We start from the raw sequence: 23340 nt of genomic DNA on the forward strand, positions 1-23340 counted from the left end.
TGCCCCGCGCCTTCTCCTATCCCGAAGGGATTAAAGATTAATCTTGCATCCCGTCGGGATGCGTCCAACGAAATCCACCGGGGGTATCGCTTACGCTCAACCCCCGGCTAATGGCTCAAGTCCTTTCAGGACAAAAGAGCTTAACGGTCGACATTGTCGATCTGTTGTCCTCAACAGATCAGCATCGCCTGACGCATTACGCAAACTCAGATACCTATCCCACATTCCTACCTACAGACGGCGTTTGAGGGACGAGATACCCACGAGAGCAATGCCCATCGAGCGGTCGTTCGTTTGCGACATAGATCCTGAAAGGATCCAAGCTTGTAGCCGGGGGTTGAGCGTAAGCGACACCCCCGGTACCCCCGCGCCTTCTCCTATCCCGAAGGGATTAAAGATTAATCTTGCATCCCGTCGGGATGCGTCCAACGAAATCCACCGGGGGTATCGCTTACGCTCAACCCCCGGCTAATGGCTCAAGTCCTTTCAGGACAAAAGAGCTTAACGGTCGACATCGTCGATCTGTTGTCCTCAACAGATCAGCATCGCATGACGCATCGCGCCTGTTAAGAATCTTTCCCCCGGACGATTGACCAGACAGCTTGGGGGAGAGGTGGTTTGATCGATAGAGCAGTGGTCTAGCGCGCAGAACGGTCGAGGACGACCGTTCGACTTTTGAGACCAACGAAAAAAGCCTGCAGAGGATCTACAGGCTTTTTTGCATTTTTGGGGTAAGCAGGCTCCAATTTGGAGCCAGACCTTACTTGAGTTCGACGGTGGCGCCAGCTTCGGTGAGTTCTGCCTTGACCTTCTCGGCATCTTCCTTCGAAACTTGCTCTTTGATCTTGGCAGGAACGCCTTCGACCAACTTCTTGGCGTCCATGAGCGAGAGGCCGGTGAGGTTCTTAACAACCTTCACGACGTCCAGCTTCTTGTCGCCGAACGAAGTCATCACGACGTCGAATTCGGTTTGTTCAACAGCAGCGGCAGGTGCTCCGCCGCCATCTGCAGGTGCTGCCATGACAACGGCGCCGCCAGCAGCAGCTTCGATGCCGTGAACTTCCTTCAAATAGTCACTCAATTCCTTGGCTTGCTTGAGCGTCAGGCCGACGATCTTCTCGCCCAGGGTCTTGATCTCTTCCGCGAAAGCGGTTGCCGACTCGGACATAATTCACTAATCCTCAAATTGGAAAGAACTAACTAACGAAACTCACCGGCGAGAAATTGGAACCGGCTGTTCACCCACGTACGATGGTTCAAGCAGGCGATTATTCGCCGGCTTCCTCCTGGTTCTCGATCATCTTCTTGACCTGACCAGCGATCTTTCGAGCCGGACCGACCAATTGACCGGAGAGCGTCGCTCCCGGTGACAAGATCTGTCCAACCAGAATAGAAATCTGTTCTTGTCGGCTTGGCCACTTGCTAACCTTCTTCACTTGGTCAGCGGTGAGAGCCTCACCATCCATTACCCCGCCTTTGATTTCCAGCTTGGGGAATTGCCCAGAGTTGACGAGCTTGGTGATGCTGCGGGTCAACGCAACAAAATCCTCGCATCCCCAAATCACCGCAACGCTTCCAGCCAGATCATCGAACGCAGGACGGAGCGTAGTACCTTCGGTGGCACGAGCAGCAAGCGTTCGCTTGACCACCATGATACCGATACCTTGCTCTCGCAAAGTCTTGCGAATATTGAAATTCTCTTCGCCGGTCATCCCGACGATGTTGACGACCATCGCATCATTGACTCCCTTGAGCCGCGCTGCGATATCGCGTGAGACAAGCTTTTTAACAACTTTACTCATGACAACCTTTCCTAGGCAGATACGCGGATGCTGGGAGACATCGTCGCGCAGATGGCGATCGACTTGATGTACGTTCCTTTGCAGGCGTTCGGCTTGAGCGACTGCACGAACGAGATGAACGCCGAAAGGTTCTCCGCCAACTTCGCAGCATCGAAACTCATCTTGCCGACAACGGCGTGAACATTCGATCCTTTGTCGTTTCGGAACTCAACCTTACCCGCTTTGTATTCCTTGACAACGCGCGAAACATCGGTGGTGACCGTTCCTGCTCGAGGCGAAGGCATCAATCCGCGAGGACCGAGCACCTTTCCGAGAGGACCGACCATCCCCATCATGTCCGGCGTCGCAATGCAGACGTCGAAGTCGAGCCAACCATCTTTGATTCGCTTCGACAGATCTTCAGCGCCAACCGCATCGGCACCCGCTTCCTCTGCAATCTTTGCCAAGTCACCCTTGGCAAAGACCACCACGCGTTGGATTTTTCCAATACCGTGAGGAAGTACCACCGAACCGCGGACGATCTGATCGGCTTGAGCTGGGTCAATGCCCAAATTCATATGGATTTCGACCGTTTGATCGAATTTCCGACCACCGAACTGCTTGAGCAGTTCTACCGCTTGCTGCAAAGGAACCGGCTGTTTACCCGGTGTCTTGGCAAGCATTGCCTTCATTGCTTTGGTTGCTTTCACCATTCTCTTGCTTGCTCCTCTGCTTACCCTACGATCTCAATACCCATGCTTCGGGCCGTCCCCTCGATCATGCGTCGAGCATGTTCCAGGTCCCGCGCGTTCAAGTCTGCCATTTTCTTTTTGCAGATATCGTCGACTTGATCACGGGATACTTTTCCAACCTTCACTTTGTGAGGCTCACCGGAACCGCTGGCGATTCCCGCTGCCATTTTCAACAACGCGGAGGCTGGAGGACTTTTGGTAATAAACTCAAAGCTGCGGTCGGAATAAACCGTCACCACAACAGGAATGGGAGTCCCATTGAACTCTCGCGTTCGATCGTTGAACTGGGAGACGAACTGTCCCAAGTTAATACCGAACTTACCGAGAGAGGTACCCACAGGTGGAGCCGGGGTGGCTTTGCCCCCAGGCACCTGAAATGCCGCTTTTCCGACGACTTGCTTGGCCATGTGTCCGTGAACCTTGTGTCGTTTGTCTAAACTAAAACGTGATGATCCATGTGAAAATTGCTGTCGATTCGCTTTCGACTCCCCGATCAGCAAACCGATCCCTCCCTGAAAAGGTCAAATCTTTTCGCGAGAGGCCGCTGCGGGAAGTGCCGCACCACCGACAACGCTTGCTTCCAAAAAAGACATCCCAGCGCTCGGAATCTCACCAAGCACCTGAGAAGCCGATTCTAGAGCGACTCGATTTGCCAGTGATCCAACACGACAGGGGTACTGCGACCAAAGATATTAATGATCACAGTAACTCGGCCGTTTGCTTCATCGATACGATCGACATCACCCTCGAGACTCTGGAAGTTTCCTTCCTTCACTCGAACGCGATCGCCAGGCTTGAACGGGATGGCCGTCTTGGGAGCTTGCTCTTCGTCAGCATCTGGATACGCAAGCTTCAAGATCCGATCGACATCCGCATCGCTCATAGGCGTCGGTTTGCCAGCAGATCCCGTGAAGTCTCCAACACCGGTGGTCTCGCGGACCAAGAACCATGTGTCGTCGTTGATGATCATGCGGATCACCAAATATCCAGGGTAAAGCTTTCTCTTTACCACGCGGCGCTTACCGGCTCGCGTAAACTCCACAACATCCTCGGTGGGGACAAGAATCTCCCCGAACGAAGTTTGCATGTTGGACAAGCGAATTCGCTTTTCCAATGCTTCGCGAATCGTGTCTTCGCGATTGAACTGAACCTTCAATATATACCAACGCATCTCGGATGCATCGGGAGATTCAGTAGTGGTTGATGCGGAACTGTTCACTCGAAAACCTTGCGCCAGTACTGACGAATGATCAACTACCCTCCGAGCACAGACTACGCCTGCACCGTCCGGTACCAACCAATCTCCTGGCTATGTGACCGATTCATCGCTGAACCAGCCATGTGCCAAAAAAACGGCGTAACCACTGCTGGGTCACACCACTCCGCTCGACCATCCCAAATGAACGGCCAAGCAACATCTTTCTTCGATAGCGAACGTTATCGCCATCTTCTTATTGTCTCATTAACCTACCTGGGCATTTGAACAACCGCGGCTCCAAACCGACGCTCGATCAGCTGACTCGCAAGTAGTCAAAAATAGCCTGCCAGAGCAAATCGTACGCGAAAAGCAATACGGCCAGGAAAGCCATGGTGAATATAACGACCATCGAAGCCTTGTAAAGCTCAGATTTGGTCGGCCAAGACACCTTGCTCATCTCGGACTCGACGCTGATCAAAAAATCAGCAAACCTCGGCCAATTCACCAATCGGTAACCCAGCCAAGTCCCACCGAGGGCGAACAACAACGGCACGCCGTAAACCACCCAATTGCCGTAGGAGGATTCTCGCAATCCTTCGAAAAACCCCGCCCGGAGCGCCTCGAAGAGCTGCCAAGCTCCCAGCCAGAACGTGAGCCAAATCGCCAAGCAAGTCAACTGCCGGACGATTCGCCCCTGACGCCCTTTGTACACGGACCCCGCAAACAACTCGGACAACAACGACCGAGAGGATGAGGAGTCTTCTGCTACTGTTGCCATAAATTATGCGGTTCGTTAATCGACCCTTCGGGACAAACCGTACCCCTCAGCCGACGACCAGGATCGCTCCTCATATCTCGCCAGACTGAATGGCTCCTGCCGCGATCGCTGCGGGATCGCGAACAGGGGCGGCAGGAATCGAACCCGCAACCCCCGGTTTTGGAAACCGGTGCTCTGCCAATTGAGCTACACCCCTAACCGAAAGCTGCCGCAGAAGACAATCTTCGCGGCAGCCAACAATTTTCAATCGCCTCGGGAATCTAGGCAATCCCAAATCCCGATCCACGCGATCTTGTCATTACTCGATGATCTTGGTGACAACACCCGATCCTACCGTCTTGCCCCCTTCGCGAATCGCGAAGCGTACACCGTCATCAATCGCAACGGTCTTCTGCAACTCGACTTCAACCTTGACGTTGTCGCCAGGCATGCACATTTCTGCGCCGATCAAATTCGCGGTTCCGGTCACGTCGGTGGTGCGGAAGAAGAACTGAGGTCGGTATCCCGAGAAGAACGGGGTGTGACGCCCACCTTCGTCTTTGCTCAAGCAATAAACTTCGGCTTCGAACTTCTTGTGCGGGGTAACCGAGTTTGGCTTCGCCAAAACTTGACCACGCTCGATGTCTTCACGCTTAATACCGCGGAGAAGGCAACCGACGTTGTCCCCGGCCTTGCCTTCCTTCATTTCCTTGCGGAACTGCTCAACACCCGTGACGGTGGTCTTCTTCTTTTCTTCCATCAAGCCGACGATTTCGACTTCTTCACCGACCTTGATCATGCCGCGCTCGATACGACCGGTCGCTACCGTTCCCCGACCTTCAATCGAGAAAACGTCTTCGATCGCCATCAAGAATGGCTTGTCTTCTTCACGGGTCGGTTGTGGAATGAACGAGTCGATTGCTGCGATCAAGTCGCTGATGCACTTGCTAGCAACAGGATCCGCTGGCTTATCGTAAGCAGCCTTGGCGTTGCCGCGAACGATAGGGGTCTCTTCCCCTGGGAAACCGTTCTTGCTAAGGAGCTCGCGAATTTCCAACTCAACAAGTTCCAACAACTCTTCGTCGTCCACCAAATCGCACTTGTTCAAGAACACGACGATCGCAGGAACGTCAACCTGACGTGCAAGCAGAACGTGCTCCTTGGTCTGAGGCATCGGGCCGTCCGCTGCACTCACGACCAAAATCGCGCCGTCCATCTGTGCGGCACCGGTGATCATGTTCTTGATAAAGTCCGCGTGACCAGGGCAGTCGATGTGAGCATAATGTCGGTTTTCCGACTCGTACTCCACGTGCGACGCAGCGATCGTAACCGTCTTGGTCGCATCCCGAACCGTACCACCCTTGGCGATATCCGCATACGACTTTGCTTGAGCCAAACCCTTCGCAGCTTGAACCGCGAGCAACGCACCGGTGGTGGTTGTCTTGCCGTGGTCGATGTGACCAATCGTTCCTACGTTGCAGTGGGGCTTGGTACGTTCAAATTGCTCTTTGGCCATTATTAACTCACAACACCTATACAGATAAAAAACTCGAACACCGCGTTGTGTGATCTTTGTCGTGTGATCCTTACCGAGCGATCTTTGCCGAATGACCTCCAACCTGCAATCGCAAGCCTAGGAGCTCAATCTATGACGCAAACACAACGCAACCACTTAGTTGACTTCCACTCCATCGAAAGATCTGCTGGCGACCACTCCCTGTCGCGACCGTCATCCAACTGTCGCAACCATCACCAAACCCCTCGAAGCCCCCCGGGAATCCCCGGGCCCCTCAAGCCAGGCCAGTGTCGACAGAGCTGCTGATGGGACTTGAACCCATGACCTCTTCCTTACCAAGGAAGTGCTCTACCACTGAGCTACAGCAGCATTTCCGAATCCATTCCAAACAAACATGCCAGCACATCATTCTTGGAAAGCGGGTGAAGGGAATCGAACCCTCGTATTCAGCTTGGAAGGCTGCTGCTCTACCATTGAGCTACACCCGCAATACCGCAGGAAGACACCTCGCCGCGGTCAAGCTGCTATTCGTACAGCCTCGCGACAAAGACGCCAACCCTAATTTCTCGCGTTTCCAGCGATCCTCACCCAAAAGCCAACGGCTTTCAAGCTCCAGACCGACAAACGCACCCAAATCCCCACGTTTGGCACAAACCAAACCCTCGGATCTGAAATGGGAGGTGTAGGATTCGAACCTACGTAGGCATAGCCAACGGATTTACAGTCCGTCCCCTTTAACCGCTCGGGCAACCTCCCAACCCATACAGCACCCGCTGCTTCCAGACAGGCCTGCTTTTCTTTCGATCTCTATTTCCCCAGCCAGAGCCGGGACTCGCACCCCAGCAAGAGCCGGCGAAGGGACTCGAACCCCCGACCAGCTGATTACAAATCAGCTGCTCTACCAACTGAGCTACGCCGGCAACTACGTCCTGGGAACAATCCCCAAACCGCCTACCGGCTAGTTCAGAGTCGCACTAGTGTACAAAGGAGATATTCGGCTGCAAGACGAATTTGACTCTGAAAAAGACCGCTATCCGTGCCGCTGGTTCATGATCAACCCGAGAATCTCGGCGCGCGAGGAAAGATTCTCCCGGAATACACCCCGCATCGCACTGGTCACGCACATGCCACCCGACTTCTTGATGCCGCGCATCGTCATGCAGGAATGACTCGCTTCAATCATGACAACCACGCCGCGAGCCCCCAATTCCTGCTCCATCATGTCGGCGATGGTCTCGGTCATTCGCTCCTGAACCTGCGGCTTGCGGGCGACTTCGTCCACCACACGCGCCATCTTGCTCAACCCTACCACCTTCCCATTCGGCAAATACCCTACATGGGCACGACCGTGAAACGGGAGCAAGTGATGTTCGCACATGCTGTGAAAATCGATGTCTTTCAACAATACGATTTCGTCATAACCCTCCGTGAAAACACGGCTCAAATGGACCCGCGGATCCTTGTGTAACCCCGCGAACACCTCGGCATACATGCGGGCTACCCGAGCCGGGGTCTCGAGCAACCCCTCGCGGTCCGGATCCTCTCCTACGGCTATCAATATCTCGCGAACCGCTCGTTCGATTCGTTTGTGATCCACGGGTGACTTCGTTTCGTTGTGGGACTTGCTCGACCGGAGAGGAATCGCAACGCTCTCCTCGCCCTGATCCAATACCGGATGGGTTGGCTTGCTTATCATAGTTGAAGTTCGCTACCTGTTCACTTGCTAATAGGGCTGTTGACTTGCTCAAGAGAAATCGATGCCTCGCAGCAGCGATTCGACCCGTTGCCGCTCCCAAATCTTCACTGGTTTTTTTACCGGCGTCTTTGCGGCATCTTTGCGGCGGCCAAAACATTGCGGCCCCCAACGCGGGCGATCAGGTCGAACAACTATAGGGAATCGGGCAAGGGGAATACGGTTCACAACGAGACGGCTATCATGGGGATTCCCCCGATTACCTCCCCCCGAACCACCCGCTTTCCTGCAACGAACCGCGAGATCGTATCGATGACGAACCAACTAGACTCCGACGTCTCTCTCCGTGATTTCCAAACCCTCATCCGGACCATGTACTTCGAGAAAGATGCCGAGCGCGGCGTTTCCGGTACGTTCATGTGGCTCATGGAAGAAATAGGAGAACTCGCCTCCGCTCTTCGCGCCAACAACGATCGAGAGAACCTCGAAGAAGAATTTGCCGACGTCGTGGCTTGGCTCACCACCATCGCCAACGTAGCTGGGGTCGATCTCGCTCAAGCCCTTACAAAGAAATACGGGGCAGGCTGTCCAGGCTGCAAAAAGCTAGCCTGCGATTGCCCGATGAGCGAAAAACCTTGATCTGCACCTGCGCAAAACAGCACGCCCTAGCGACGCGCTTTGGCCTCTTCCCGAGCCGCCTTGAGCGCTGCGGTCTCATTGGCCAACTTGTTCTCCGGTCCGGCTGGAAAGTACTGAACGTCGTCGTCCAAATAATAAGGGCTGGGCAATGTCTGACCCGCTACGTGCACCTGACATCCCGTGCTGACCGATCCAAGCCCCACGCATGCGGCGACCGCCATCCAAACCTTGAGGTCGTTTAACTTCCTTGCCATTTTGATTCTGATCTCCGCACAGGGACGAATGATTCCGCGACCGAACCGCTCACGCGAATCGGATTGTAGAAGTAGTATCGGTCATTCCCGCATTCCTCTTGAGGTAAAGTCTGCCGGTTATACGAAGCATTTCACCCCCCATTCCTCTCCGCATGGGTCATAATGGATGCTAGCTATCTCCAAAGCCTTCCTTCTCTCAGCCCGATCGCTCCCATGCTTACTCGATACCCTCCCCTCGTCACCCTCTTTCTCCTTGCAGCCGTTGCCTGCCCATCCGCCTCGGCCCAACCACCCAACAACAGTTCTCGGGCCAGCCGATCGACGAAGAACTTGATCCAACCGGGCTACTACACCGGCCTCGACCTGCTAGCGGACGGCCAAACCATGGGGGCCTATCAAGCCTTCGAGGAGGCCTACACGCAGTCCCGCCAAGCCGGAAACGATCGAGGCATCGACAGCGTCCCCCCCTTGGTCATGATGGGGGAATGCCTCTACCTGCAAGGCGACATCGGGGGGGCGCTGCAATACTTCGACGCAGCCCTCAACGTCTCCGTCCAATGCTCCCATTGGCTCTCCTTGCTAGGCCCCTCTGCACCCGTCGACCGAACCGATTCTCGAAACAAAGATCCCCTCTGGTCGCCCCCGAACAGCCGAAACGCCGCGATGGGAATGGCCCCGGGCGTTTGGCAAATCCGACTGGGTGGCGCGAATCGACTGCCGGAGCGAATTCCTCCCTCCCAACAAAACAGCTCCCCCAACAACATTCCCCCTTCGCCACCCGGGGACCCGATCTGGATCGACGCCTTGGAAGTTCTTCGTTGTCAAGCCATCGCACTTCGACGGCGCGCCAACCTCTTAGGCCCCCTCGCAAAGTACAACCCTCTTACCCCCTCTCTTCCCAGCGCCTTCACCCTTCCACCCGCTGCACAACCATCGGAGTGGATCAAATCAGGTGCATCGATTTGTTCGGCTATCGCCGCGTTGGAACCCTCCACTGCGAACGAAATCGGCACGCAATTGAAACAGCAATTGAGCCTCGGGTCGGGCAAGGACCACCCGCTCACCGCCATCGCCCTGCTTGTCTTGGCCGATTTCGCTGTCGAATCCAACAGCTTTCCCGCAGCGAGCGAATTCGCTTTGGAGTCGAGTCTCAGTGGCGCGCGAGCTGGTCAACCAGAACATGTCGAGGAAGCGATCGAACTCTGGTCCCAATGCGCCTTTCAGAACCAGCTCGACTACCAAGCGACCGGAAAAACATTGCTAGGTGTTTCGAAATGGGCTTCCGGACAAAGCCGGCTTGTCCTGCTTCGGGCCCAGCTGGAAGGGGTACGGCAAGCCGCGTTGCGAGGAGACTGGGAGACCGTTCGCAAACAATCACCGGCGATCACGGCCGCGATCCTACCGAAACAGATCCTCCTGCCTCGCATGGACGCCGGCATCGCCTACGCACAGGCGAAACTGGCATTTGCCGAGAACAACTTGGCGACGGGAATTCAAAAGCTCGAAGAAGCCTTAGCCATCCTTCGCGGAAACTCCGCGATGAGTTCGGCCTCCACACGCCTTTACCAGCTTCAACTCACGCAATACTTGATCGCAGAAAATGCAATCTCTTCGGAAGTCGGTCTTGCAATCCTAAGCGGCTTGCTCGACGCCGACCGCATCGGGGCTTGGAAAACCAAAGTCCTCGAGGAATTGGTCTTCCAAATGGCGGACAAGCTGGATGCCCGCCGCTTGGCCGTTCGATTGGCGCTCGATTCCAACGACCTAGAACTGCAAGTGGACGCATGGGAACGCTGGAAATCCGCCCGATTTTTGAACGGGAGCGTATTGCAAGGCAGGTTGGCAGAGCTTCGTCGAGCCCTCCATGCCCCTTACGATTCGGTCAGCGCCGAGGAAAGTAAAAAGTGGGAGTCGATCCGCGTCGCGTTCCCTGCGTTAGCCAAAAACGCCAAGACTCTCGAGGAATGGACCCGCCCCTTTGCGACCACTCCCAAACCAGATCTTCGAAAATGGAGCGACGAAGAAACGAAACGCTGGGAGAGCGTGGTCAAACTCAGCAGCGTCCAAGAATCGTTGCTTTGGTCGGCGACCCTATCCCCTGTCGCCGTCCCCGAGACTCTGACTCCGCGCTGGAATCGCAAGACTCTGTTCGCCACGCTCTCAGATCAGGACGGCGTCTTGGCCTACTACTCCCTGCAAGGAGAATTGCACGGGTACTACGTGACCAAGAAAGAAATTCGAAGCTGGAAGATCGATGAATCTCAAAATGTTGGCCCGGATGTTCGCAATCTCATGGCGGTTTGCTCCAAGGCATCGTCCGAATTACCCGCCGACTTCTCGAAACAAACCAATGCACTGAGGCGACGGTGGATTCCCGATGAAATCTGGGAAAGGATGAAGAGTGCGGATCGTTGGATCATCGCCCCCGATGGCTTGGTCTGGGGATTTCCATTGGAACTGTTCCCCCTCGCGAGCGCCGGCGAATACGAGCCCGCTCTTTCCCGCTATCGCATCTGCTACACCCCGACCTTGGCCGCTCTCGAACCCTTGATTCGACCTCGACCGTTGGCTAGGCGAGAACGAATTACCCTTCAATCCGCCGACTTTTGGGATCCGAATGGCGGGAATGGCAAAGGCCTTCTCGAACGTTCGGCAACCCTCTGTGGAAAAGACCGCACGCTGGATATTCCGAGCAACGGGGCCATGGTTCCATCGCCGTACCTCAAGATCGCGAGCGGTCACTACACGTCGCTGTCTCCTCTACGTTGGGACGATCCCAACCGATTCCCATTGGTTCCCGGTTCCGATGCCGTGGCCAATCAGATAGCGGGCTGGAACCCATTACCATGGGGTGCACCGGAGTCCATCTGGCTGCTTGGACATGCCCATGCGAATGGCGAAATACCAGGAGCGATCGAACCAGGGGACGAATGGCTCAGGTGGACGCTCGGACTGCTCTCGCAAGGCACGCGACATATCTGGATCTCCCGCTGGCCGGTCGGGGGTGAGTCCACGCTGTCACTGCTGACGCAATTGCAAGACAATTTGGAGGGGGCGCCCTTCACCGAAGCTTGGCAGCGTTCCGTCGCGACGGTTTGGCTTGAAGAATTCCAACCGACGAAGGAACCGATTGCTTGGTCGCAGGGTAAAGAACCTACCGCTTCGTCCCGTCCTATTCCGGGTACCCATCCCGGCCTTTGGGGGGGCTACCTATCGATCGGGGATCCAAACTCCCCGGAAGGCTCGCGTTAACCCTCAACTCACTTTAACGGACGGTCGGCGTCGAACCTACGCGGGCCTTAAACCGTCGCGGGACTTGAGCCTTTGCAGGCCGTCACCCAGCCACCTCATCTCGCATACGTTCCGCATCCCAAGGAATCGCTTTAGCGAAACATGCTCGCATCGGGCTGCTGGGCGCTCTGGGGAGGGGGTGGGAGCGCAAAGGATGGCGTCGCGGCTGCAGCGGCACTTGGCAATCCGGCGGTCGATTGGCCAGCTGCTGCTTGGGGAGCAGCGGCTCCCACCGGTGTTTGCATCAAGGTTTGGACATTGGTGGAGATCGCCGAGGCTTGCTGCATAACGCCTTGCGCCTGCCCCATCCACTGATTCCCCTGTTGGGCCAGATTTTGGAGCGATTGACCACCTCCCATGCTGGCGAGCAAATCGCGAGCTGGTTTCAGATTCGGGTCGATCTGAAGAGCGGCTCCCAAATACTGCTGGGTAGCAGGGACGTTTTTGCGACTGAAATGGAGGTAGGCCATTTGATAATTGGCCATTGCAGGTTGATGCACCTGAGCGAGCTCGGCCATTGCACCATCCGCGTTCCCCATGTCGAGCAGGACGCCTGCGAGGGCCGATCGATGGTTCGCGTTTTTGGGATCCAAGTTGACTGCTTTTTGAAACTGTTCCTTGGCCGCGTTCAAGTTTCCGGATTTGACATAGATCGCCCCGAGTTCTGAGTAGCTCGCCGCGTTGTTCGGAGCGACTTCGATGGCTTTGTTGAAGAAGCTAATCGATTTGTCTTTTTCGTTTTGTCGATCGTAAAGGCGGGCCATGCTCAGGAGTGCCGAGATGTTCTTGGGCTCGGCTTCCAACGCTTTGCTGTAGCTGTCCAGCGCCTTGGCGTAGTCCCCTTTCGATTCATGCAACTGCCCTGTCATGACGTAAACTTCCGGACCGATCGAACCGGTCTTGGCCAAAGGTGCCGTCGCGCTGTTAGGGGCTGCTGCCTCGGTGGTGGTGGGAGCGCTGAAGGGAGCGGTGATCGCTGTCTTCGCCTTGCCATAAGCGGAAGTGACGGCGGTTCCCATCGAAGAAAACTGTCCCTTCACCGCTTTGGTCGTCGAGGCGAGTGTTCCCCCCACTCCCGGGGACGTCACCGCGTCGGCGCCTACCTTTTGGGTCGGCCAAATCGACGACTTCACACCGGGTGACGTTTTGCATCCGCTCGCAATCGAAACAGAGAGTGCTCCCAAAGCGAGAAGCCGCCAAGGGTTCGTTCTGTGGTTTGGCATGTTCATGAAAGTTCAACTGCGGAATGGAAACGGAAAGGTCGCCGTATCCCTCACGATCGGCAACTTCCGCGGCACTCCTTGAAGGATATTTCACCTATTCGGAAAACTCGCGCAGACCGGAACGAATCGCGTCGCGGTGCCATAGTGTTTCGGCCTTTTACGAAAAATTCGATGAAAGGAAAAAACTGCAATTGACGCCCGGGCAAAGGTTGTCGTATTTCCTCTTTCTGTCAGGAAAAACCAATCAAGCTCTGTCGTCGGTCGAGGATTTGCGGGAATACTCGACTGGCCTTCCTCCTGGGTTGGAGCAGCATAGAGCCATCGCAAACAATTACTGGGTCGATTGTTTTTGATGGTGCTTCACGATAGAGCTTTCGACTGCGTGCGGGGGCAGGCTACTGCTTGCCCCCGCACCAGGGAACACCAAGCCGACTGAGGTTTCTCAGTCGGCTTGTTTTTTGCGCTCGCGTTGAGAATCGCCGCGATGGCCAACGCGGCGAGTATAATGCACGGTCCAGTCTTTCCCCCCCTCTCCAGCCTCCCCAAGGACCACTATGCCACGCGAAACGCACCCTCTCGCCTCGTCTCGAACTGGCTCCCACCCCTCTTCCCCGGAATTCGCATCGGCTATCGACTCAAAACCAAAAGATGCACCGAACAACAATCTGGGTGATCAACAAGGTGGGACTGGCCCACATCGACGACAACTGCTAAAAGGTTGCGTCCAAGCATCCCTCGCGTTTGCCGTCCCAACAATCATCCCCGCCTCGGTTCTAGGGCGGGATGGTGGTGTCGCTGCAAATGATCGAATCGAACTGGGCGTGATCGGAATCGGCCCCCGCTGTCGCTACGTTTTGGCCCCTATCTTGAAGTTCGCGGATGTGCGCTGCTCCGTCATCGCGGATGTTCAAGCCACTCGGCGAACGGAGGGCAAAGCATTGGTGGACCAAGCCTATGGGAATTCCGATTGCAAAACACTGCGGGATTTTCGCGAAGTCCTCGGACAAAAAAATATCGATGCCGTGCTCATCGCGACCGGAGATCGCTGGCACGCGACCGCCAGCATGCTCGCGGCCGAAGCAGGGAAAGACATTTACTGCGAGAAACCTTGCGGACTAACGGTCGATTACTGCCAACGCATCGATCAAACGATCCAGAACACCAAGCGGGTGTTCCAAGCTGGAACACAACGGCGAAGCGTCCCGAACTTTCAGCAAGTCATTGCGATGGCGCATCGGGGGGAATTGGGCAAGATCCAAAAATTGGTTGCCTCCGTTTATGTCCCCACGATCGACACCGCTTGGCTACCCGGTCAACCGACCCCTGACCGCGAAGTATGCGATTGGAATATGTGGCTCGGCCCCGCACCTTGGCGGCCCTACAACGAGCAATACGTCTCCGGCAAGTGGCGTGGTCAATGGGACTTCGATTCGGGCGCTCGGCTGCTGGATTGGGGTGCCCACACCGTCGATCTCTGCCAATGGGCCAATCAGTCCGACGGAACCATGCCGATCGAATACCGGCCTCACGAAAAGGGGATCACCTGTCGCTACGACAACGGAGTGATCTTGGAGATCGATTTCCTAGAAACCCCCTTTGGCAAACGCCCCGGTTGGATCCAGTCCAATGGAACTTGCCCGATCCGCATCGAAGGGGAAGCCGGTTGGGTCGAGACGGGGGATAGCGGCGAGATCCATGTGCACCGGGACGGTAAGACCGTGGACATCAGTCAGGGCGCGACGAGGAAGAACGGCCTCGATGTCGATCTCCACGCTAGGAACTTTTTCGACTGCATGAGAAGTCGGACCGCCCCGGCCGCCAATTCGACCGTGATGAAGCGATCGCACATCGCTTGCCATGCTGCTGCGACCGCTTGGATTCTCCAGCGTCCGCTTCGTATCGATCCGGTTACCGAGCGATTTGTCGACGATGCAGAAGCGAATCGATTGATCGCCCGTCCTCAGCGAACCGATTGGGCTTGATCGCTCCCGACCGGATGCGATCTTCCACCTAAACTACCTAGCCTGCCAAAGCGAGGAAGGTGCGTCGTGCGGTCTCCGATCGCTTGGGGGAATTTGCGCAACCTCAAAGCCCGCCTATGGTAGCGGAACGCTGCTTGGCCGATTACACTTCGACATCGCACGGCGTCCTTTGCGAGCGATCGTCGCTTCGGAGCTACCACGCCGAATCCATTCCCCATCGTAACCTCTCCAAGTCAGAGTTTGACACACATGAGCCAATCTCACTCACAAGATCCGGGGGCCGCCGTCGCTCCCAATGCCCATCGACTGCTATGGGCCGGTTTTATGGCTATCCTCGCCGCAGGTGTGGGGTACTCCGTTCGGGGCGGAATTCTCGGACAATGGGCCGAACAGTTCGGATTCACCATGACCGAACTCGGGACCATTACGGGTGGCGGACTGACAGGGTTTGGTATCGTTATCATTCTGAGCTCGCTTGTCGCAGACAAGATTGGCTACGGAAAGCTGATGATTGCTGCGTTTCTGCTGCACCTCATCTCCGCCGTGATGACCTTGGCAACTCCGATGGCATTTACAGCTGGGGGTAAGGACGCTGCGTTTCAATGCTTGTTCTGGGGAATGTTCATTTTCGCCATCGGAAATGGCCTTTGCGAAGCGGTAGTGAATCCTATGACCGCAGCGCTTTTTCCTAAGAACAAAACACACTATCTCAATATCCTGCACGCAGGTTGGCCGGCTGGTCTGGTTTGCGGTGGGCTTGCATCCTTCTTTATGGCGGCCCAAGTCAATGAAGCTGGTGAGGTCCTTCGCAAAGCGGTCGATTGGAAGATTCAAATGTCTCTCTTCCTCATTCCCGTTGTTGCTTACGGCGCGATGCTAATCGGTCAGAAGTTTCCAAAGTCCGAGGCAGAATCGGCAGGAACCTCCATTGCTGAGATGCTCGGTACCGTTGTTGCTCCGTTGATGATCGTCTTGCTGATCATCCACGCAATGGTTGGTTATGTTGAGCTTGGTACAGACTCCTGGATTCCGAAGATCACGGGAGCCATTATGGCAAATGCCGCGTACGGCTTGGCTCTGTTTGTGTACACCTCGCTCCTGATGTTTACGCTTCGATTCTTCGCAGGGCCGATTGTTCACAGGATCTCTCCACTTGGATTGCTTTTCGTCAGTGCGATTCTAGGCGCAATCGGACTCACCCTGTTGGGTAACGCCAGCACGATCCCCGTTTGCATCATTGCCGCGACGATTTATGCGTGTGGAAAGACATTTTTGTGGCCCACCATGTTGGCGGTCGCATCGGAGCAATTCCCGAAAGGGGGTGCGGTATCGATCGGTGTTTTGGGAGGGGTCGGAATGCTTTCAGCTGGTTTGCTAGGCGGTCCTGCAATCGGCTTTAAACAAGATTACAACGCCAGCGCCGAGCTCAAGAACGTTTCGGCAGATACATATGATCGCTACAAGGCGTCGTCCGAAAGTAGCTTCTTCGGTTTCAAGACCGTCGGGCTGGACGGAGCAAAGGTCGCCATTTTGGAAGACAACGGGAAAGAACTTGCCCGGGCAACTGAATTAGCACAGAAAGATGGCAAAGAGGACAAAAACCTCGAAGCCCTCAATCAGTGGTGGGGAACAGCAAAAGAATTTGCTTCCACAGACAAAGCGCCTACTAAATCTGCTGGGATTTATGGTGGCAAGAAAGCCTTGCAATACACTGCGTACGTTCCTGCAACGATGGCGATTCTCTACCTGCTGCTTATCCTCTATTTCCAGGCGAAGGGTGGTTACAAAGCGAAGTCGATCGACGGATCCGTCGCTCACTAAAGCATTCCACTAAAAACTACATTTCAAAAGCCAGAGCGGTAAAATGCTCTGGCTTTTGTTGTTTACCCGAGCGGCGGTCCACCCACCGCGGAGATGAGAAATGTTAGATCGCGAAGAGTTCGTCGAACAAGCTTATTTCTTCGGTGTGCTATACGAACGGCTCGGCCAAGACAACACGTTGCAAGAGCTGCTCGAGCAAGGCCGATTTGAAGTGCTGGCCACCACCAAATTGCCGATGGCGATCGAATTCCTCTCGAATGAGCTCAAACATTCCGGCACCATCGCGCCGGCCATGAAGAAGATCAGCCACTACTTCACCCCGTTCCAACGCTATATCGTCGAGCAGTCGGAAACCGATCGAGGCCGACTCGACTTCAAAACTGCTCTCCTTATCCTGAAACACGAAGCAGAATACCGAAGCCGTTCCGACAACCGACAAGGCTTCTTTCTTTATCAATTCGAAACCCTCTGCCGGAATCGTCTAAACTACGACCTCGGGCTTAAAGCGATGAGCGAAGACCCCCTTTACTCCCCCGAGTGGAAAGAATGGATCTTGATCGTTCGCAAACAGCTAGGCTTCGTCGACATCGCCGACTTGATCTACGGTCGGAGCCAAGAGTTTGTGAAATATCGAAAACGCCATCTCGGGGACGACGCCGAGGCGGACTACCCGATTCTTTTCGGGGAACGGGAAGGAAAGATCGCTTTCGCCAACCGTCGCAAGGACCCACTTTTCTTGTTCGCCGCGATGCAACGGCATTTGGCTTACCCCCCCGTCCCCAAACGAGAGGTCCGGGAAGACGCGTTGGAAATGGTCCCGCAAATGCACCGGCGAATCGAGCGACTGGAGCAACGGATCAAATTGATGGAAGAGGAACAGCGGCACGGAATCGACATCACCAAGTTCTACGCGAGTCACCGCCCTGCCCCCCTCGACGAAATCGAGTAACCCCTCAATTAGTCGGCCACTTTCCAAACGGTGCCCTCGTAATAGCAGTTTTCCAAACGGCGTTCCCAGCAAACCGCAACACGACGCGGAGCGTGGATAGCTCGGGGAATGGGGTCTTGCGCGCGGACGCCGCTCGGGAGAGCGGCTACTACTTGCGGAACCAACTTTGGAAATGCCATTGGGGAGATTTCGGGGATGCTGCATAATGGCGAGCAGGAACGGGAGCCTCTCGATTTCTTGCCAACCGAAAGAAACACCGCTGTGAACGATCAGACTCCGAACGAAACCAGTAAGAACTTCATCGAGATTGAGATCGAAAAGGACTTCGCGACGAAACCTGCTTTGGCAGGTAAACAAGTCGCCACGCGGTTCCCTCCCGAACCAAACGGCTATTTGCACATCGGTCACGCAAAGAGCATCTGCCTGAACTTCGGTCTTGCCCGCACCTATGGGGGGACTTGCAACCTCCGCTTCGACGACACAAACCCAACCAAAGAGAATGACGAATACGTCCAGTCCATCATGGAGGACGTCCGATGGTTGGGATTCCAATGGGATGCCTTGTACTACGCCTCAGATTACTTCGAGCAACTCTACCAATGGGCGGTGCAGTTGATCCGTGACGGAAAAGCGTTTGTCTGCGATCTTCAAAGCGAGCAGATGCGCGAATATCGAGGGACATTGACGGAGCCTGGCAAAAACAGCCCGTACCGCGATCGATCCATCGAAGAAAACATCGATCTGTTCCAACGGATGAAAGCGGGTGAGTTTCCCGATGGCGCTCGTACCTTGCGGGCCAAGATCGATATGGCGGCGCACAATCTGAACTTGCGCGACCCAGTCATGTACCGCATCATGCACGCCCACCACCACCGGACCGGTGACAAGTGGTGCATTTACCCCATGTACGATTGGGCCCACGGCCAAAGCGATTCGATCGAAGGGATCACCCACTCGATCTGCACTCTCGAATTCGAAAACCATCGCCCCCTCTACGACTGGTTCTGCCAGTCGCTCGGCATCTATCATCCGCGCCAAATGGAATTCGCGCGGATGAACCTGTCGTACACCGTCATGAGCAAACGCAAATTGCTGCAACTGGTGACTGAAAAACATGTCGAAGGATGGGATGATCCTCGCATGCCGACGATCAGCGGTTTGCGACGCCGTGGCTACACCCCGGAAAGCCTCCATCTCTTCTGCGAACGAATCGGCGTGGCCCGCTTCAATAGCACCATCGATGTGATCGTGCTCGAGAGCAGCGTTCGAGACCATTTGAACTCCATCGCTAGTCGGTACATGGCAATTCTGGATCCGATCAAAGTCGTGATCACCAATTACCCCGACTCGACCGAGTTCTTGGACGCGGTCAATAATCCAGAAGACGAAAGCGCTGGCTCGCGACAACTCCCTTTCTCGAAAGAGCTGTACATCGAGCGTGAGGACTTCATGGAAACCCCACCGTCGAAGTTCTTCCGACTCAAACCGGGTGGAGAGGTTCGATTGCGTTACGCCTATATCATCCGCTGCGATGAAGTCGTCAAAGACGAAGCGGGGAACATCGTGGAGCTTCGGTGCACCTACGATCCAGAAACCAAAAGCGGATCGGCGACCGCGAGCGAACGCAAGGTCAAGGGAACGATCCACTGGGTCTCTGCCAACCATGCGGCCTCGGTCACCGTTCGGCTCTACGACCGGCTCTTCCTCAACGAAAACCCGGAGGATGTTCCCGCTGGAAAAACTTTCTTGGACAATATCAACCCCGATAGCGTGCGATCGGTCCAAGCCTTCGTGGAACCCGAACTCGCCGCGCAGGCCCCCGGCACACGCGTTCAGTTCGAACGAAACGGTTACTACTGCGTCGATACAAAGGACTCCCAGCCAGGACATCCCGTCTTCAATCGCATCGTGACCCTCAAAGATACTTGGGCCAAGATCGCGGCGAAAAAGTAAGACCTATCCAACAGACGAGAGAAACCGGAGCAGCGAGCCTCGACGGATCTTGTAGGGTAGGCCAGTCATCTGCCGGCACGCTTTAGCGTCCGGCCAACAGGATAGCGACTCAGAGACGGCTAATTCACCGCTCGTTCTTCGGCGCGGGAACTTGGGTGGGGTGCATGAGGTACGACAGTAAATCGCGTTGCTTCTCCCATGGCAAGTTCTGCAAGATGCCATCGGGCATGGGGGAGAGCGAGGTTAGTTTTTCCTCATCGATCTCCGACAAAGCGATCGTCTCGAGCGAGGTAGGTGTTTGCATTACCACCGATTGCTGGTTTCTTCGAACCACTAGCCCGCTAACGGTTCGGCCATCCACCGTTCGGATCAATGTCATCCGATAATCCTTCCCAACCACCGCGCTCGGCTCCACGATGTTCTCGAGGAGGTAGTCCAAACTCATCCGTTGGGCGCCTGTCAAATCAGGACCAACCGCTGCACCGACGCCGTAAAGTTTGTGACATTGCGAGCATTGCTGCTCGAACAAAGCTCGACCTTGGGACAAATCGGCTTCATCCTGTTTTGTATTCTTCCACCGAGTGCGGAAATCCGAGATCCATTTCGCCCTCTCTTGATCGGTCTCCCGAAGGCCGCCCCAGACCCGTTCCAACTGCTTCGTCAGCGATTCATCCTCGAGAGCGAGAATCTGTCTAGCTTGAAAAGGCTGCAGGTCCGAGGTCGACACTGGGCCGCTCTTGTCTTCCATCACTTGCAGAAGGGCCTTTGCATAGCTCTTTCGCGATACAAGGACTTCGATCACTTTGCTCCGATCTTCGGGTTGAAATCGCTTGAGCTTGCGAGCCAATCGAACTCCGAGCTCTTCGTCGTCGAGTTTGGCGAACCCGGCTAATGCCGTGCCGTTGAGAATACGGGTGTCGAGTACTTTTTCACAGAGCTCTAACATTCCCGATCTATCCGCGAATCCGTCCGCCTCGATGATCGATGCGAGAGCTTGCTGCCGCATCTTCATCTCCGCTTTGCCGTCCAAGACAATGCTGCGAAGTTCGTCCAGGGCCTTTCCACTACCGAAAATAACGCTCAGCTCGCGGAACTCTTTGACAAACTTTCCATCTCTGTCGCTTGCCACCAGTTTGTCCCAACTCGAAGGGGCAGTCACCTTTCTCATCCCACGAAAGGCGTCGTTCCACCCTTGGAGCAGCACTTCTTTGTCGGCAGACTCACGGGAAATGGCCATGGCACAAAGTTGCTCGACATGTTGGGGATGGTCCTCGACTCCCTCGGCGATACTGCGGATCACCCACCGTTGCAGCTTGCGCCATCGCGTTTCAAAAACGAGCGAAAGGAGTGCGTCGGGAGAATGATCCGCAACTGGAACCAGTCCGAACCAGACCAAACCGGGCAAATCTCGATCGTCGGCAAACTCATCCCGAGCGGCCAGACGCGATGCCAGTTCGATGCGGCGGTCGACGGGCAAGCGTTGCAGAGTAGATGCCAAGGTCGACATTACGAGTCCGGAGGAATCCTTCGACAAACCCAATAACTTGGGTAGAACCGTGTTCACGTCTTCGGGATAGACCGCATCGGGTTTGGGGCCCAGGATTGTATCGAGGGGCCATCGATCGGTCAGAAGTCGAATCCCCCACACGCGAACGCTTTCATCGGGGTGCTCTAAGCAAGCCAACATGTCTGCTTGCGATAACTCTCCCGCTCGATAGGACCGCCACAACCTTTGCAGAAAGCCATCCCCTGCAGCGCATGCTGGTTTAGAAAGGGACGACAAAACGGATACGTCCCCTCGAACCAAGTCCTTTGAATCCTCCGATTCCATGGCGATACGGAAAATCCGTCCGCTTGTACGATGAACGCCCGTGGAATCATGGCACTCCCCGGTATCGCTCCAATCGATGACGTACAGACCTCCATCCGGGCCGAACTGCAAATCCAGACCGCGGAAGAATGAGTCCGCGGCGACTAGGAAATCAGGCTCATGCCGTCCGACGAATCCCGCCCCCGAACGCTCCAATCGCTCGACGTTCGCCCGACGTCCATGCATGTTGAGCGTAAAGAGCTTGTGCCGGTATGCATCAGGCCATCGAGAATCCAAACAAATTGCTGCACCGATGTGAGCATGCCCTCCTCCGAGGTCGTTCGCTTTGCCGTCACGACTATCCGACCAAGATGTCCCTGTATCAAAGTGGTAGTGATCAGCGATCATGTCCAAGCGTTCGTAGACGCGAGAATTCATGCTTTCGCCAAACGACTCCTTCAGATGGGAGCCGGGCATCAGATGCCACAGGTGGCCGATCACGGTGTTGATGAAAAAGAGTTCGCCATTCGCGTCCCAATCGTGCCCCCATGGATTCGTAGTACCATGGCAGAGGCCTTCGAAAACCATGGTTTCCGGGGAGTACCGCCAGATCCCCCCATCGATGGGAACACGGTGCGTCGGGAGAGTCCCAGGTCGACCGATTTTGCCCGGGCAGGAGTGGCCACACCGACCGTAAAGCCATCCGTCAGGCCCCCACTTGAGTCCGTTGGCAAAGTTATGGTAGTTGTCTTGCGCTACCTCAAAGCCGTCCAAAACAACTTGAGCGGGTCCATCTGCGACTCCATCCTCCTCGGCATCGGGCACGAAAAGGAGTTGTGGTGGACACATCAACCAAACGCCACCGCGTCCCACTTCCACGCTGGTGAGCATTTGGACGTTATCGACGAACACCCGCCGGCTTTCAGCTCGCCCATCCCCGTCCAAGTCCTGAAAAATAAGGACCCGATCGCGGAGCGATAGGTCGAACCGCACGCCCCGCTCGGAATAGGTGTAGTTCTCTGCCACCCAAAGTCTTCCCTTGGTATCCCAAGTCATCCCGATGGGATTCTGCACGTCGGGTTCGGATGCGAAGACCGTCGCGCGAAAACCAGCGGGAAGCTTCATTCTGTCCGCCGCAGCGTCCGCGCTCATCGGAAGCGCGTCGCGATCCCGTTCACTGTTGTAGACTTCAGGAAAGGAATCGGTCTGTGCGAGACAGACGGTTGCACCGCAGAAGAAAACGACCACGCAGCATGCTGCGCGAAGGGGAAGGCTTGCCATGGAACGCGCTCGCGAAGTTAGTCTTGGGCCCAGTAGTCGATGACCTGCACTTTGTCCAAGTGTGGCTTGAGAACTTCTACGAACTCTTTGTGTTTGGGATGCGGGAGATAGGCGTCGCGATCTTTCTCGCTTTTGAAGGTCACGAGGAAGCAGTGGGTGAAACCATTGGCGAGGCCTTCGGGGCTGTTGTCGGTTCCATACTCGAACGCCGCCACTTCAGGGATCGATTTCTTGAGCGAACGAAATGCGTCAACGACTTTCTGAACATCTTCTTTGCTGCTCGTCTCTTTGAACTTGAATAGGACGACGTGACGCAGCATGCGATTCGACTTTTCTTGCGCGAGAGTAAGGGGCAGGGCCGAAGCGAAAGCGGCTAGGAAAAGCAGCGATAGGAGCGTGACCAGCCAGGGAGCTTGGGTGCGCGATTGCATAGGGCAGAG

Annotated in this window: 18 protein-coding genes and 5 tRNA genes; 6 read left to right on the plus strand and 17 right to left on the minus strand. The window is 55.5% G+C overall.

All coding sequences use genetic code 11. The features are described 5' to 3' along the window. Positions 1-760: 760 nt before the first annotated feature. The 13 genes from rplL to folE form a co-directional block, all read right to left on the minus strand. Positions 761-1168 (minus strand): 50S ribosomal protein L7/L12, encoded by a 408-nt coding sequence (gene rplL, locus VN12_RS18015; protein WP_146678138.1) that lies wholly within the window; start codon positions 1166-1168, stop codon positions 761-763. A 100-nt stretch (positions 1169-1268) separates the two neighbouring features. Beyond that, complete coding sequence (rplJ, locus tag VN12_RS18020) at positions 1269-1802, minus strand: 50S ribosomal protein L10 (RefSeq protein WP_146678139.1); 534 nt, start codon at positions 1800-1802, stop codon at positions 1269-1271. A gap of 11 nt (positions 1803-1813) precedes the next feature. Beyond that, positions 1814-2494 (minus strand): 50S ribosomal protein L1, encoded by a 681-nt coding sequence (gene rplA, locus VN12_RS18025; RefSeq protein ID WP_146678140.1) that lies wholly within the window; start codon positions 2492-2494, stop codon positions 1814-1816. Between the two features lie 20 nt (positions 2495-2514). Beyond that, positions 2515-2940 carry a 50S ribosomal protein L11 gene (gene rplK / locus VN12_RS18030; RefSeq protein WP_146678141.1) on the minus strand — a complete coding sequence of 142 codons (426 nt, stop codon included), beginning with the start codon at positions 2938-2940 and terminating at the stop codon, positions 2515-2517. Between the two features lie 227 nt (positions 2941-3167). After that, positions 3168-3704, minus strand: coding sequence for a transcription termination/antitermination protein NusG (nusG, locus tag VN12_RS18035; protein ID WP_146678142.1), 537 nt, complete (start codon positions 3702-3704; stop codon positions 3168-3170). Between the two features lie 340 nt (positions 3705-4044). Next, positions 4045-4509 (minus strand): preprotein translocase subunit SecE, encoded by a 465-nt coding sequence (gene secE, locus VN12_RS18040; RefSeq protein WP_146678143.1) that lies wholly within the window; start codon positions 4507-4509, stop codon positions 4045-4047. Between the two features lie 123 nt (positions 4510-4632). Beyond that, positions 4633-4705, minus strand: a tRNA-Trp gene (locus VN12_RS18045). A gap of 102 nt (positions 4706-4807) precedes the next feature. Then, the gene (gene tuf / locus VN12_RS18050) at positions 4808-6004 is read right to left on the minus strand and encodes an elongation factor Tu (RefSeq protein WP_146678144.1); all 1197 of its coding nucleotides are present in this window, start codon (positions 6002-6004) and stop codon (positions 4808-4810) included. Between the two features lie 297 nt (positions 6005-6301). After that, a tRNA-Thr gene (locus tag VN12_RS18055) sits at positions 6302-6373 on the minus strand. Between the two features lie 48 nt (positions 6374-6421). Beyond that, positions 6422-6492: transfer RNA gene (locus VN12_RS18060), tRNA-Gly, on the minus strand. A gap of 186 nt (positions 6493-6678) precedes the next feature. Continuing rightward, positions 6679-6760 (minus strand) — tRNA-Tyr (locus tag VN12_RS18065). Positions 6761-6851: 91 nt separating this feature from the next. Then, a tRNA-Thr gene (locus VN12_RS18070) sits at positions 6852-6924 on the minus strand. Between the two features lie 110 nt (positions 6925-7034). Continuing rightward, the gene (folE, locus tag VN12_RS18075; protein ID WP_146678145.1) at positions 7035-7700 is read right to left on the minus strand and encodes a GTP cyclohydrolase I FolE; all 666 of its coding nucleotides are present in this window, start codon (positions 7698-7700) and stop codon (positions 7035-7037) included. A 309-nt stretch (positions 7701-8009) separates the two neighbouring features. Between folE and VN12_RS18080 the strand changes: the two genes are divergently transcribed. Beyond that, on the plus strand, positions 8010-8336 hold the full coding sequence (locus tag VN12_RS18080) for a MazG nucleotide pyrophosphohydrolase domain-containing protein (protein ID WP_146678146.1): 327 nt from the start codon (positions 8010-8012) through the stop codon (positions 8334-8336). Positions 8337-8362: 26 nt separating this feature from the next. Here VN12_RS18080 and VN12_RS18085 read toward each other — a convergent pair whose 3' ends face one another. Next, entirely contained in the window at positions 8363-8590 is a 228-nt protein-coding gene (locus VN12_RS18085; protein ID WP_146678147.1) for a hypothetical protein, read from the minus strand. 213 nt (positions 8591-8803) lie between these two features. Here VN12_RS18085 and VN12_RS18090 point away from each other — a divergent pair, with 213 nt between their 5' ends. Beyond that, on the plus strand, positions 8804-11842 hold the full coding sequence (locus VN12_RS18090; RefSeq protein ID WP_146678148.1) for a hypothetical protein: 3039 nt from the start codon (positions 8804-8806) through the stop codon (positions 11840-11842). 131 nt (positions 11843-11973) lie between these two features. Here VN12_RS18090 and VN12_RS18095 read toward each other — a convergent pair whose 3' ends face one another. After that, complete coding sequence (locus VN12_RS18095; RefSeq protein ID WP_168164490.1) at positions 11974-13104, minus strand: tetratricopeptide repeat protein; 1131 nt, start codon at positions 13102-13104, stop codon at positions 11974-11976. Between the two features lie 554 nt (positions 13105-13658). On the opposite strand from VN12_RS18095, the gene VN12_RS18100 reads away from it, so the two are divergent. From VN12_RS18100 to VN12_RS18115, 4 genes are all read left to right on the plus strand, one after another. Further along, on the plus strand, positions 13659-15086 hold the full coding sequence (locus VN12_RS18100; RefSeq protein WP_146678150.1) for a Gfo/Idh/MocA family protein: 1428 nt from the start codon (positions 13659-13661) through the stop codon (positions 15084-15086). A 249-nt stretch (positions 15087-15335) separates the two neighbouring features. After that, positions 15336-16907, plus strand: coding sequence for an MFS transporter (locus VN12_RS18105; protein WP_146678151.1), 1572 nt, complete (start codon positions 15336-15338; stop codon positions 16905-16907). Between the two features lie 100 nt (positions 16908-17007). Continuing rightward, positions 17008-17856, plus strand: a complete 849-nt coding sequence (locus VN12_RS18110; protein ID WP_146678152.1) for a hypothetical protein — start codon at positions 17008-17010, stop codon at positions 17854-17856. 195 nt (positions 17857-18051) lie between these two features. Beyond that, complete coding sequence (locus tag VN12_RS18115; protein WP_146678153.1) at positions 18052-19809, plus strand: glutamine--tRNA ligase/YqeY domain fusion protein; 1758 nt, start codon at positions 18052-18054, stop codon at positions 19807-19809. 124 nt (positions 19810-19933) lie between these two features. Here the strand turns inward: VN12_RS18115 and VN12_RS18120 are convergent, their stop codons facing one another. Continuing rightward, entirely contained in the window at positions 19934-22900 is a 2967-nt protein-coding gene (locus tag VN12_RS18120; protein ID WP_146678154.1) for a PVC-type heme-binding CxxCH protein, read from the minus strand. A gap of 17 nt (positions 22901-22917) precedes the next feature. Next, a complete protein-coding gene (locus tag VN12_RS18125) occupies positions 22918-23331 on the minus strand; it encodes a Dabb family protein (RefSeq protein ID WP_146678155.1) in 414 nt (137 codons plus the stop codon). Between the last annotated feature and the right edge of the window lie 9 nt (positions 23332-23340).

Source organism: Pirellula sp. SH-Sr6A (genome assembly GCF_001610875.1).
Lineage (GTDB): Bacteria > Planctomycetota > Planctomycetia > Pirellulales > Pirellulaceae > JBKCUI01.